This window comes from Lysinibacillus sp. RU7 (genome assembly GCF_057837305.1).
Map to the genome: position 1 here is coordinate 21,410 of NZ_JBYQFK010000010.1, position 13,054 is coordinate 34,463.

11 protein-coding genes are annotated in these 13,054 nt (G+C 38.4%); 7 read left to right on the forward strand and 4 right to left on the reverse strand.

Going from position 1 to position 13,054, the window contains the following annotated elements; all coding sequences use genetic code 11:
• Positions 1–47 precede the first annotated feature (47 nt).
• From AC3II9_RS08920 to AC3II9_RS08940, 5 genes are all read left to right on the forward strand, one after another.
• On the forward strand, positions 48–1,742 hold the full coding sequence (locus tag AC3II9_RS08920) for a M3 family oligoendopeptidase (RefSeq protein ID WP_489154950.1): 1,695 nt from the start codon (positions 48–50) through the stop codon (positions 1,740–1,742).
• A gap of 406 nt (positions 1,743–2,148) precedes the next feature.
• Positions 2,149–3,228 carry an AI-2E family transporter gene (locus tag AC3II9_RS08925; protein WP_489154952.1) on the forward strand — a complete coding sequence of 360 codons (1,080 nt, stop codon included), beginning with the start codon at positions 2,149–2,151 and terminating at the stop codon, positions 3,226–3,228.
• A 125-nt stretch (positions 3,229–3,353) separates the two neighbouring features.
• A complete protein-coding gene (locus tag AC3II9_RS08930; RefSeq protein WP_489154954.1) occupies positions 3,354–3,815 on the forward strand; it encodes a hypothetical protein in 462 nt (153 codons plus the stop codon).
• A 14-nt stretch (positions 3,816–3,829) separates the two neighbouring features.
• Complete coding sequence (locus AC3II9_RS08935) at positions 3,830–4,081, forward strand: hypothetical protein (protein WP_391374049.1); 252 nt, start codon at positions 3,830–3,832, stop codon at positions 4,079–4,081.
• Between the two features lie 17 nt (positions 4,082–4,098).
• Positions 4,099–4,701: an alpha/beta hydrolase gene (locus AC3II9_RS08940; protein ID WP_489154956.1), complete on the forward strand. Its 603-nt coding sequence runs from the start codon at positions 4,099–4,101 to the stop codon at positions 4,699–4,701.
• Between the two features lie 40 nt (positions 4,702–4,741).
• On the opposite strand, the gene AC3II9_RS08945 is transcribed toward AC3II9_RS08940, so the two are convergent.
• The 3 genes from AC3II9_RS08945 to AC3II9_RS08955 form a co-directional block, all read right to left on the reverse strand.
• Positions 4,742–6,859 carry an MMPL family transporter gene (locus tag AC3II9_RS08945; RefSeq protein ID WP_489154958.1) on the reverse strand — a complete coding sequence of 706 codons (2,118 nt, stop codon included), beginning with the start codon at positions 6,857–6,859 and terminating at the stop codon, positions 4,742–4,744.
• Positions 6,860–7,059: 200 nt separating this feature from the next.
• Entirely contained in the window at positions 7,060–7,680 is a 621-nt protein-coding gene (locus tag AC3II9_RS08950) for a DUF47 domain-containing protein (RefSeq protein WP_489154960.1), read from the reverse strand.
• A 472-nt stretch (positions 7,681–8,152) separates the two neighbouring features.
• A complete protein-coding gene (locus AC3II9_RS08955) occupies positions 8,153–9,313 on the reverse strand; it encodes a class I SAM-dependent methyltransferase (protein ID WP_489154962.1) in 1,161 nt (386 codons plus the stop codon).
• A 184-nt stretch (positions 9,314–9,497) separates the two neighbouring features.
• Between AC3II9_RS08955 and putP the strand changes: the two genes are divergently transcribed.
• Together putP and hflX are read left to right on the forward strand one after the other, a co-directional pair.
• The gene (putP, locus tag AC3II9_RS08960; RefSeq protein WP_489154964.1) at positions 9,498–10,982 is read left to right on the forward strand and encodes a sodium/proline symporter PutP; all 1,485 of its coding nucleotides are present in this window, start codon (positions 9,498–9,500) and stop codon (positions 10,980–10,982) included.
• A gap of 80 nt (positions 10,983–11,062) precedes the next feature.
• Positions 11,063–12,349 (forward strand): GTPase HflX, encoded by a 1,287-nt coding sequence (gene hflX / locus AC3II9_RS08965; RefSeq protein WP_489154966.1) that lies wholly within the window; start codon positions 11,063–11,065, stop codon positions 12,347–12,349.
• A gap of 26 nt (positions 12,350–12,375) precedes the next feature.
• On the opposite strand, the gene AC3II9_RS08970 is transcribed toward hflX, so the two are convergent.
• Positions 12,376–12,921 carry a glutathione peroxidase gene (locus AC3II9_RS08970; protein ID WP_489154968.1) on the reverse strand — a complete coding sequence of 182 codons (546 nt, stop codon included), beginning with the start codon at positions 12,919–12,921 and terminating at the stop codon, positions 12,376–12,378.
• Positions 12,922–13,054 lie beyond the last annotated feature (133 nt).

The following is a 13,054-nucleotide window of genomic DNA, read 5'->3' on the forward strand; positions in this document are numbered from 1 at the left end:
TAATTAAATTATAAATTTCGGATTTCGAATTAATAGGGAGGGATACGATGAAATTTACAGATTATGAGTATAAGCGTCCACATATGCCGGCGATTAAGCTAGCGGTACATGCATACATTGAACAATTTAAACAAGCGACAACAGTAGAAGAACAAAGCGAAGTTATTGAAAAAATTAATGCATATCGCAAAGACTTTTCCACGCAGGCGAACCTTGTATATATTCGTGCATCTATTGATACAACAGATGAATATTACCAACAAGAGCGCGATTATTTAGATGAAATCGAGCCCGAAATGGACGATGTAATCACGGAGTACTATAAAGCGCTTGTCAACTCACCGTTTCGCGCAGCGTTAGAACAAAAATGGGGAGCGCAGTTATTTGCATTAGCAGATAACCAAATTAAAGGTTTTTCACCAGCCATTATTGAATTGATGCAAAAGGAAAACAAATTAGTATCGGAATACAACAAGCTCGTAGCCTCTGCTCAAATTGAGTTTGATGGGAAAACATTAACGCTAGCCCAGCTTGCGCCTTATGGTGAATCAACAGATCGTGTGGTACGTAAAGCAGCGCGTGAGGCATCAGCTCACTTTTTTGCACAAAATGGAGAAAAATTGGATGACTTATATAATCAGCTCGTGAAAATTCGCCATGAAATTGCAACAACACTTGGTTATAAAAACTATGTAGAACTTGGCTATATTCATATGAATCGCATAGACTATGATGCAAAGATGGTTGCTAATTTCCGCAAGCAAGTACGTGAATATATCGTACCGCTTGTTACAAAATTGTACGCGCGCCAAGCAAAACGCATCGGAGTAGAAGATTTAAAATACTACGATGAAGGATTCAAGTTTTTATCAGGGAATGCGACACCGAAAGGCGATGCTGACTGGATTGTCGCAAATGGGAAAAAGATGTATGAGGAATTATCACCAGAAACAGGGGAATTCTTCAATTATATGTTAGATCACGAGTTAATGGATTTAGTTGCGAAGAAGGGCAAGGAATCTGGTGGTTATTGTACGTTTATCGAAAACTATGATTCACCATTTATTTTCTCAAACTTTAACGGTACATCGGGCGATATCGATGTCTTAACACATGAAGCAGGTCACGCTTATCAGGTATATGCCAGTCGTAATATGGGCATTCCAGAATATTTATGGCCAACTTTCGAGTCATGTGAAATTCATTCGATGAGTATGGAATTTTTTACATGGCCATGGATGGATTTATTCTTTAAAGAGGATACAGATAAATATCAATTTGCCCATTTAAGTGGAGGGCTGATTTTCTTACCATACGGTGTAGCGGTTGATGAGTTCCAGCATGTTGTGTATGAAAATCCAGAAATGACACCAGCAGAACGTCGCGCAGCTTGGAAAGTAATCGAAGAAAAATACTTGCCACATCGTGATTATGATGGTCAGGAGTATTTAGAGTCAGGCGGCTTTTGGCACCGTCAAGGGCATATTTATGCAAGCCCGTTCTATTATATTGACTATACGTTAGCGCAAATTTGTGCATTCCAATTCTGGAAGCGTTCACGTGAAGATTTTAAGGCAGCATGGAAGGACTATGTCCATTTATGCAGTTTGGGTGGTTCACAATCGTTCACAGGCTTAGTCAAAGAGGCTGGGTTAATCTCGCCATTTGAAGAGGGCTGTGTACAATCGGTAGTAGGTGTCATTGAAGCGTATTTAAACAGCATTGACGATACAAAACTATAAAAACGAAGGATGAGCGGTGGGATTATACTTACTGCTCTTCCTTTTATTTTGAAAAAGAAATGCTCATAAAGTGAAGTGTACCTTATGTAAACGAATAAATCGTGTTTGAAAGAGGCAACAATGGTGAAAGCTATGCAAGGGAGGAACACTAGTCCTTTATTTTATCTCTACTCTTTGGTGATAGTCTCTTTTTATAAGTCTTCTTTTTGGTCAGTAAAATAAAGTATAATTAATACGAATATTGAATGATTAAAGAGTGAAACATTCTACCATTTCATCACGTATGTAAGAAGTAGCAACCTATTTCATAGGAAGGTGAGCACTTTACCAGCTTGGATAGTTCCGTGTTCATATCTTTCAAATACATAGTTCGATTTAGAGCAGATTAATAAGAAGGGGGTAAATAATGACAAAGAAACTATGGTTTCAAGTAGGGATCGGCATTTTAATCGGTCTCTTAATTATTAAATATTTTATAGAGATTCAAGGGATCTTTAGTCCGTTTGTTATCATTTTAAAAACAATCTTTATTCCATTGTTATTAGGGGGCGTATTGTATTATGTTACGGAGCCGCTTCAGCGCTTGTTAGAAAAGCGTGGCTTACCGAGATGGGGAAGTATTAGTACGATCATTATTTTACTAGCAGGCGTCGTAACAGGTCTTTTATTAATGATCGGCAATCCAATTGCTACGCAAGTGAATAATTTAGTAAAAAATGCACCAATGATTGCGACCAATATTCAAGAAACAGCAGATTATATCATTAATAATCGAGATAATTTACCGCCACAAGTAGGGGAGTTTGTTGACTCTATTTCGAATTCGATTCAGGCAATTGCGGTAAAAAGTAGTACATGGCTTGTCACAATTATTAGTGGTGCCGTGTCAGCGACGTTTACACTTATTCTCGTCCCATTCTTTTTCATTTTTATGTTAAAGGATCATGAAAAGTTTGCCCCCAATATTTATAAAATATTTACTGGTGAACGCCGCACATGGGTAAAGGAGACGTTAGAGGATATTGATCGTGTTCTTCGTAATTATGTACAAGGACAAGTCATCATTAGTTTGATACTGGCCATCATGATGTTTATTGGCTATGTAATCATCAAATTAGAATATGCATTATTACTGGCGATTTTCGCCTTCTTTATGAATATGATTCCGTTTATCGGTCCGTGGGTATCCCTTGTACCAGCTGTCATTGTCGCGATTTTACAAGATCCGGTTTTAGTCATTTGGGTACTCGTCATTACTTTAATAGCGCAACAAGTTGAAAGTAACTTAATCACACCAAATATTATGGGGAAATCGTTAGATATTCATCCATTAACGGTCATTTCCCTTGTATTAGCAGCAGGGAATATTGCAGGGTTTATTGGGATTTTGATTGCGATCCCGACATATGCCGTATTAAAAGTAATTGTTGTTAATATATACGAGGAACGTAAAAAAATTAAAGAAGCTGCAACGAAATCGGTGTAGCCTCTTTTAGGAGAAGTCCCCCGCTATAGGTAGCGTCATTGAGATGTGAGAGAAGTATGTCGCCGGGCTACTTCTCTTTTCTGTATGTTATACTAGTGGGCGAGAGAAATTAAAAGGAGATTTTTATGCTTACATTTGAACAAAAGCAAGCGATTATTGAAGAGTTCACACAGTTGAAAAAGAAGGAAATTTCATTAAAACGTATGAATTATCACTTTGAAGAAAGTTTGTACGAAAAGACGATTGTGGTTGAAAAACTACACCCAAATGGGAATGGTTTTGTATTCATTGGCGACTTATTAAAATATGAAAAAGAAGCGAATGATAAAGGTCTTGTTAATATTCGCGATTATTCGGCAGAAGCACTACGAACGATTGTTGCAGATGCGATTGAATATTTATCAGAGGATGTTGATGATGAACCAATTATTGAAGTGTGGGTAGATCGCAATCGTACAGAACTGGAACTAGTGTACGAAAATCGTTCTTGGAATGTATATCATAATGATAATTTAGAGGAAGCATTTGGTACGCGTGAGGCAGCGGTGGAATATTTACGCGAGGAAGGCTTCCGCCCAATGAAGTAAAAGGGGGAATGATGATGGAAGAGAGAACGTCAAATGGTAAAAAGTTTGCTTTTATTGTCATCGGTTCAATCATTATAGCATCTATTTTTGCCGTCATTGTAATTACCATTTTCTATAATACGTATGATCCATCCAAATATGGTCGCAACAATGGTGGGGTTGATCCGAATAATCGAGGTGTACCTGAAACAGAACAAGTGGATGAGCAATCCGCTCCTTTGACTAATTCAATGTATGAGTCTATAATTATCTCAAATTCGAGATAATGTAGGGGCGTGAGGATGTGCAACATATTTTTGAACAAGGGACAAAGGACATTACATTACTATTACTGCACGGGACAGGTGGGACAGAGCGTGATTTGCTTGGACTGGCAAAAGAGATTGATGCAGAGGCGAATGTTTTAAGTGTGCGCGGTCAAGTATTAGAAAATGGCATGCCACGCTTTTTCCGCCGTATTGCTGAAGGTGTGTTTGATATGGAAGATCTTCGTTTCCGTACGGATGAGCTATATGATTTTATTAAATTAGCGAGCGTTCAGTATGGCTTTGATGCATCGAAAATTGTAGCTATTGGGTATTCAAATGGTGCGAATATTGCAGGGAATTTATTATTCCGCCATCACCATAGTTTAGTGGGCGCCATTTTACATCATCCAATGGTACCTGACCGTGAAGCAAAGATGCCGAACTTACAAGGTGTAAATGTATGGATTGGCGCAGGAACGAATGATTTCATGTGCCCACCGCAAGAATCAGAAGAGCTAGAGCAATTATTAGTAAATGCAGGTGCGCTTGTAGAAGTAGCATGGTTTGACTATGGGCATCAACTAACAATGCCTGAAGTACAAGCAGCAAAAGCTTGGTATGATCAACTATTTGGCTAATAAAAACGCACTATCGCCAGTGAGCGAAAGTGCGTTTTTTCTATTGCTTTGATTTTCTTTTGACAAATGGTAACCACCAGTTCCAGTCGCCGAATAATTTCATTAAGCTTGGAACGAGCATTAAACGGATAATTGTCGCATCAATCGCAACCGCAACCGCAATACCAATCCCAATTTGCTTCACAGGCATTACATCCGTAAAGGCAAAAGCACCTGTAATGACAATCATAATGAGTGCAGCAGATGTAATAATTTTTGATGTAGAAACGAGCCCGTCAATTGTCGCTTTTGTATTTTCAGCGCCTTTCTCGTATTCTTCTTGTATACGAGAAATTAAGAAGACCTCATAGTCCATACTTAAGCCGAATACAAGACAGAATACAATCACCGGAATAATGAGTGCAATGGTTACTTCCGGGAGACCGAAATGCCCATATTGAAAAATATAAACAAGAATGCCGAACGTTGAACCTAAGCCAATGACATTCATAATAATCGCCTTTAACGGAATTAAAATCGATTTAAAGGCAAGCATTAAAATAATAAAGGTTGTTACAATAATAATCGTTAAGGCAAGCCCAATCTTATTGGCAATCTCATCAAAGATTTCTTGATTGAATTTTGGTTGCCCTGCTAATGCAAATTCCACCCCTAAATCTTGATCCATCCAATCGCGCACAAAGTTCTGTGCCTCGGTAGAAGCCCCTTGTGCATCAATAGAAATAACCATATACATTTGATCGTCTTGTACGAAGTTTTCTGCTACCGCATTCAGCATCCCCGGTGCTTGTGGGTTAGTATTGACCATTTCCCATGTATCAACTGAATCGATATCGGTTGCCGTAAACATCGTTGTGACTTCTTTTACGAGGGGATCCGCCTGTAATTTCTCTTGAATGTCGAGCATTTGTTGTAGCCCAGCGCGGTCTGTCCAACCATTGTCACGTTTTGCAAGTAAAAATACTGTTGCTTGCTCACCGAGTCCAAATTCATCTGTTAAAGTATCATATGCTTGTCGTGCCTCGAAAGAAGTTGGGAGTGAATCGACCGTCGGAATCGCCAATTTGATATCTTTAATCGGGACCATCGCAAGTCCAAGTAAAATAACCGCTACGAAAATAATTTTCATTGGATTTTTCATGACAAAACCAGCAAATGATTGCCAGCGACTAGTTGTCGTTTTCACGCGAATGAGGCGCCATTTATTTAAGCGGTCGCCAAGCACTGTAATGAGGGCTGGTAACAGTGTTAACCCAGAAATGACTGCTAACAGTACGGCAATGGAACCACCAAGTGCGATGTTTTGGAAGATTTCTACTTGGATGACGACCATTGCACCAAGCCCAATCATAACGCATAGTGCAGAGAAAATAATCGAACGTCCGGCTGTCGTAATCGCTACTTGTACTGCTTCCTCAACAGATTTTTGTCCGCGTTCTTCCCGGTAACGATTAATAAATAACAGGGCAAAGTCGATACTTAAGGCAAGTCCGAGCATTGGTACGATATTTAAGATAAAAATGGATAAATTCACATTTCCGCTTAGTAAGGTTAAAATCCCAAATGCCGCAACAACTGTGGCACCACCAACTAAAACCGGCAGTAAAGAAGAAACGACTGTACCGAATGCGAGAAGTAGTACGATAATGGCGATCGGCACACCGATTGTTTCTGCCTTCATTAAATCGTTTTGGCTCGCAACGTTAATGTCTTTTGAAATAACAGGTTCTCCTGTAATTTCAATGCCTTCTTCATCTGCTAATATGTCGCGGATTTCATCAATAATAGGGAAATAATCCTTTACCGAATTGTCAAAGTTGAGTGTAGCGTACGATAGATGATCGCGATTGTATGCTTCCACATCGTTTGGCGAAGCAATGGAATCGATTTCCTCAATAGCTTCTAATTTAGATAAAACCCGTTCAATTTCAGGTCCAGTTTTATCTTCAAATAAGACAAAGATGGTTTTGGCAGGGAGTCCGAATGTTTCGGAAAGCTCCTCGGTTACACGGATATGATCATCTTTTACGAAAAAGCCATCACCCTGAAGTTTGGATGGAAGCTGCATGGCAAAATAGCCCATCGTAATGAAAAACAATATCCAAATAACGATAATGGTTTTTGCGTATTGGGTAACGAGTTTTGCTATAGCTTGCACAAAGAGAACCGCCTTTCCTTTTTCATTATGTATAGTTTACTTGAAAATGTAGCTAAATGGATAAAGTGAAACTTCAAGCGGTGGGGGGGCATCCCCCACCTACTAAGCATCATGACTTTCTTAAGTTCTAAGGTAAGAGTTTTAATGCCTGTTAATATAGGATAAAAAAACATGATGTCCATTTGTAGAATCGCCTACTATTATGCGTTACGCATAATGATTGTTTCAATCGTATCGGCTACGTTTTGACAGTAGTCCGAGATTTCTTCTAATTGTTCATATAAATCCTTAAATTTAATAAGACGAATAGGGTTTCTTTCGTTTAAGAATAATTGCTTGATGGAGGAACGCAAAATTTCGTCACATTCCCGTTCGTAATCCTTTACTAAAATCGCGTGTTGTCGCATACCGACTAAATCTTTTTTATTTAATAAGTCCATCGCTTTGACAATTTCATCTGTAGATTTCGTAATGTACCCTAGGAAGTCACGCATCGATTGATCGACTTCAGTGAATGAGAACATTTCAAAGTGCGCAATACAGCCTTCTGTCCCATCTAAAATATCATCCATACGAAGGGCGAGAGAAAGGATATCTTCACGTTCAATCGGTGTTATAAATGACTTGTTCAGCATGACGATGAGCTCATGAATTAATTCATCCCCCGCTATTTCATATTCCTTCATTTTAATGCTAATTTCTTTTAAATCTATCACATTTTTAATACGGGAATTATTTGCATAGTGGACAGCTTCCCGTACATTTTCAGCAATTTTATGAAGTGCCGTGAAAAACGGGTCTTTCTTTCTTGTGTTAAACATGGAATGGCCTCCATTATATAAAAGTTATTTCAATAAAATTTTGACTCGGGTACCATAACAAAATATAAAAATCCCATACAATTCTTAACTGCGTATTAGTAATCTGTATAAATTTGTAACATATAAAAATGGAGCATTTCAATAGTCTCTAATAATAGTTATATATTATTTCTCGATATGTTTAATAGAAATATTGAAATTTTGATGGGAAGTAGAGTGGTTAAAGTATTTGTTTTATCAAGGTTATGCGTATTTTTAGATTGTCTTTTCATATCTTAATTATGATGTAGAATTAAATATTACAAAAATATAAATAGGAATTTTTAGCTAATAAGATGTGGGGTGATTTGTCACTTTAGAATAATGAAGCTCGATGCTTTTTAATTTTATATATGTTACGCTTGTGTGTATAAAAATTTTCTATTTAAAAATGGCTACGATCATAAATGGATTGCGTAGCCATTTTCTTTATTTATAAATATGCTTCTAATTCATTTTCTAAAAATGGTTTTGCATTTAGTAATTGTACAAATGCTTGGTAGCGAATGCGTTGCTCTTCACTTGGCTTTTTACCTGTATAGTATGCACGGATTAATACATTTTTCGGTGTATGCTCCATATCGATGAATTCAAGGAGCTGTGTGTCATAGCCAACCAGTGATAAAAGTTCAGCGCGAATGGAATCTGTGGCGAGTGAAGCAAAGCGCTCTCGAATGAGTCCGTGCTGCAACATCACCTCTAGAGCAGGTGTATGAAGTTGACGGTTTAATTCGTGCTGGCAACAAGGTACACTTAAGATTACTTTTGCTCCCCATTTCACAGCACGTGCTAATGCCATATCCGTTGCTACGTCACATGCGTGCAGTGTGACGACCATATCGACAGACGTTTCATCGTTATAGTCATTAATATCCCCAACTAAAAACTCTAAATCATCATATTCAAGATCAGCGGCGATACGGTTACATTCCTCAATTACTTCTTTTTTCAAATCAAGCCCTGTGACCCGAATATTGAACCCTTTTTCCACTTTTAAGTAATGATAGAGCGCAAATGTTAAATACGATTTGCCTGAGCCGAAATCTAAAATACGAATCGTACGGTCTTTCGGTAAATAGTGGAGCGAATCGTCAATAAACTCCACAAAACGATTAATTTGCTTAAACTTATCATATTTTTGCTTTTTCACTTTCCCGTCCGCTGTTTGCACACCAAGGCGGATTAAAAAAGGGTAGGGTATAGAGTCATCTAGTAAATATTGCTTTTTGCGATTATGTGATAAATTCACTTCTTTTGGGCTTGCTTGTTGATCTGATTTCCAAAGCACTTTATTTTTCTTAGATAATTGCACTTGCACAGATTGGTTTGTAAATTGTGCATGAATTTGACGAAATTCTTCTAGTAACGTATCGAAATATGTCATAAACTGTTCTAGCGGTATGTTTTCGTGCTTTAAGATGCGTTCGTATTGATACTCTAATTGAATGGTATACACACCACGTAACTCAATAGGCTTTAATTTCACGCGTTTTAATTCATTTGACTTTTGGCGTGGCTGGCTAATTGTCGCATTGACTAATGTTTTTTCGTGTAATAATGTTAAAAATTGTTTTTTCATTTGTTCAAAATCCATACGCTCGACCTCTTTGTTTAAAGTAAGTTTAGTGTATCATAACTCTTTGCTTGCCGTGAGAATAATGATTTCATGTCTGCAATTAACGGAAAAAAGACGAGATTGCTCTCGAATGCTAGAATTGTCTGTTAATAGGGTGCTGTTAATAGTAAAATTTATTAATTAGAAGAAGGGGGATTTATGTATGTCAGATTATGCATTTCAGTTGTTAGCGATTGTGTTATACATGGTAGCGATGTTGGCAATTGGATGGTATGCATTTATACGCACTAAAAATTTAAACGATTATATGCTTGGTGGTCGAGGGCTCGGGCCAGCAGTTACAGCTTTAAGTGCTGGGGCAGCTGATATGTCCGGTTGGCTATTAATGGGTTTACCAGGAGCGATTTATGTAAATGGTTTAGTAAGTGCTTGGATCGCCATTGGTTTAACAATCGGGGCGTATTTAAACTGGTTATTTGTTGCACCACGCCTACGTGTATATACGCAAGTAGCAAGTGATTCCATTACCATTCCGAGTTTTTTAGATAATCGTCTACGTGATCATACAAAAGCAATCCGCATTGCTGCGGGTATTATTATTTTAGTATTCTTTACATTTTACGTATCCAGTGGGATGGTTGCTGGTGGTAAATTTTTTATGAGCTCATTTGGCTATGATTATCATACGGGTCTGTTAATTGTGTCAGGTGTTGTGGTGGCTTATACTTTGTTCGGTGGCTTTTTAGCCGTCAGTTATACGGACTTCCTTCAAGGGTTAACGATGTTTTTAGCACTTATTACCGTACCGTTATTCGGGATGTTTTTAACAGGTGGGCTTGGTGATACAATTGATTCGATTCAAACAGTGAAGCCAGAACACTTATCGTTATTTGCTTCTACAGCGACAGTAGCGGGCGTTGTATCGTCTGTTGCGTGGGGCTTAGGTTATTTTGGTCAACCGCACATTATCGTGCGCTTTATGGCCATTACGTCTGTTAAAGAAACGACTGCAGCACGACGTATCGGGATTGGCTGGATGATTTTTAGTTTAATAGGTGCTGTTGCAACCGCGCTTGTGGGGGTAGCTTACTATCAACAAAATGGCCTTGAGCTTGCAGATGCTGAAACGGTATTTATCACACTTGGTCAAATTTTATTCCATCCGTTTGTGGCTGGTGTTATGCTGGCCGCAATTTTAGCCGCGATTATGAGTACGATTAGTTCGCAACTTATCGTTACGTCGTCCGCATTAGTCGAGGATATTTACAAAGCCATTTTTAATAAAACAGCAAAGGATGCTCATTATGTATTTGTCGGCCGTCTAGCCGTGCTGTTTGTATCAATTATTGCGGCTGTCCTAGCGTGGAACCCAGATAATTCAATTCTTGATTTAGTAGGGTTTGCATGGGCAGGATTTGGCGCAGCATTTGGACCAATTATCCTCCTGTCGCTTTATTGGCGCAAGCTCACAAATATCGGTGCATTAGCCGGTATGGTCAGTGGAGCAGCTGTTGCATTTATTTGGGGGAAAGTACCAAGCTTAGCCTCCGCATTATACGAAATTGTGCCAGGGTTTATCGTCTGTTTACTTGTCGCTGTTATTGTCAGTATAGTGACGTATAAACCGAATAAAGAAATTGAGGGAGAGTTCGATGAAACACTTCGTCGATTAAAGATGGAAAAATAATGGAACGGAAGGGACCCGATACTTTTTGGGTTCCTTTTTCTATGGTACGATGGGATTAATGAGTGCGTAGGAGGTTTTTTGTGAATAGTTTAAAAGACGTTGAAACGTTAGAGGAAAAAGGCATTTTAGTCGGTGTGAATTTACGAAGTGACGACAATTTTGACTACTCGATGGAAGAGTTAGCAAACTTAGCGGAAGCGTTAGATGTAGAGGTTGCTGGCTATGTAACGCAAAATCTAGAGCGTGTAAATCCATCGCATTACGTTGGGACAGGGAAGATAGAGGAAATTAAGGCATTTGTTGAAGAAACGGATTCAAATATTGTCATTTTTAATGATGAATTATCGCCATCGCAAATTCGCAACTTAGAGCGCGATTTAGAATGTAAAGTCATTGACCGTACAATGTTAATTTTGGATATTTTCGGGCGCCGTGCGAAAACACGTGAAGCACAAATGCAGGTGGAATTGGCGCAACTTCAATATATGCTCCCGCGTTTAGTAGGCTTGCATGCTTCGCTTTCTCGTCAAGGTGGAGGCACGGGAGGAGGATTTAAAAACCGTGGTGCAGGGGAGACGAAATTAGAGCTAGATCGCCGTAAAATTGAAGATCAAATTGCTAAACTGCGTCGTGATTTAGAGCAAGTGAAAGAACAACGTGAAACACAGCGTAAACAACGCCGTAAAAATGCTATGCCCGTTGTGTCCATTGTAGGCTATACGAATGCCGGTAAATCAACCATTATGAATCAATTGCTTGTCAAAATGGGACAAGAGGATTCCAAACAAGTATTTGAAAAAAATATGCTATTCGCAACACTTGAAACATCGGTTCGCCATATCGAATTACGAGACAATAAATCATTCTTACTGACAGATACAGTAGGGTTTGTCAGTAAACTACCGCATCACCTTGTCAAAGCGTTCCGTTCAACATTAGAAGAGGCACGTGATGCAGACTTACTGTTGCATGTAGTAGATGTCTCCAATGAAGAACATAGCTTTATGATTGATGTGACGAATGAAACATTAAAAGCGGTAGGAGTAGAAGATATTCCAACGATTTATGTATACAATAAATCGGACTTAGCCAACGTGAAGTATCCGCTTGTAAGTGGGGATAATATTTGGATTGCAGCGAAAGAGGGAGCAGGGCTCGATGAATTAATTGAACGCATTAAGTCTCATATTTTCTCTGATTATGTGGCGTGCAAAATGTTGATTCCGTATGATAAAGGAAGTATCGTTTCGTATTTAAACGAAGCAGCTACCGTGATGAACATGTCCTATGAGGAAAACGGTACACTGCTAGAAGTGGAAGTAAAAGCATCGGATTACAGTAAATTTGAAGAGTATGTGGTAAAGTAATGGGCTGCAATTAGCAGCCCATTTTCTTATAATACACCTTCAACAGCTTTTTCGAGATCGAGTAATGCATCTGTTGGTTCAAAGCGAGCGACTACTTTTCCAGCTTTGTCTACTAAAAATTTTGTGAAGTTCCAGCGGATGTTACGCCCTATTAAATAATCAGGATATACTTCTTGTATATGGCTCATCAGCATTGCTTCTTGCATATTGTTTTTATTGATTTCTCGTACGTCTACCTCATGCTTTAAGTAGTTAAATAATGGATGTGTTTGCTTACCATTTACGTCAATTAAATCGAATACAGGGAACTGTACGCCGAAGTTAATTTGGCAAGCTTTCGCTGTTGTTTGACCGTCCTCCGGGTTTTGTTCACCAAATTGGTTCGTTGGGAAGGCTAATACAACGAATTCTTGTTCTTTATATTTGTTATACATTTTCTGTAGGTCCTCATATTGATATGTAAATCGACATTGGCTTGCTGTATTCACAATTAATATGGCTTTGCCTCTATACGTCTCCATCGATAAAATGTCCCCGTTTGGCTTTTTTACTAAGTAATTATAGATGCTCATCTCTATTTTCCCTTCGTTACTATTTTCTTCTATCATAAAACAATCCACGATGTATATACTACTATTTTGATTTCTAACTTTTGTTATCTTTATATAGTAATATTGCTTATGTAGGGAGAAGTTTTTATTTTAG

Excerpts from the sequence above, each read along its gene's own strand:
- AC3II9_RS08920 (WP_489154950.1), top strand. The coding sequence starts at position 48 with ATGAAATTTACAGATTATGAGTATAAGCGTCCACATATGCCGGCGATT.
- AC3II9_RS08925 (WP_489154952.1), top strand. The coding sequence starts at position 2,149 with ATGACAAAGAAACTATGGTTTCAAGTAGGGATCGGCATTTTAATCGGT.
- AC3II9_RS08930 (WP_489154954.1), top strand. The coding sequence starts at position 3,354 with ATGCTTACATTTGAACAAAAGCAAGCGATTATTGAAGAGTTCACACAG.
- AC3II9_RS08935 (WP_391374049.1), top strand. The coding sequence starts at position 3,830 with ATGGAAGAGAGAACGTCAAATGGTAAAAAGTTTGCTTTTATTGTCATC.
- AC3II9_RS08950 (WP_489154960.1), bottom strand. The coding sequence starts at position 7,680 with ATGTTTAACACAAGAAAGAAAGACCCGTTTTTCACGGCACTTCATAAA.
- AC3II9_RS08955 (WP_489154962.1), bottom strand. The coding sequence starts at position 9,313 with ATGGATTTTGAACAAATGAAAAAACAATTTTTAACATTATTACACGAA.
- putP (WP_489154964.1), top strand. The coding sequence starts at position 9,498 with ATGTCAGATTATGCATTTCAGTTGTTAGCGATTGTGTTATACATGGTA.
- AC3II9_RS08970 (WP_489154968.1), bottom strand. The coding sequence starts at position 12,921 with ATGAGCATCTATAATTACTTAGTAAAAAAGCCAAACGGGGACATTTTA.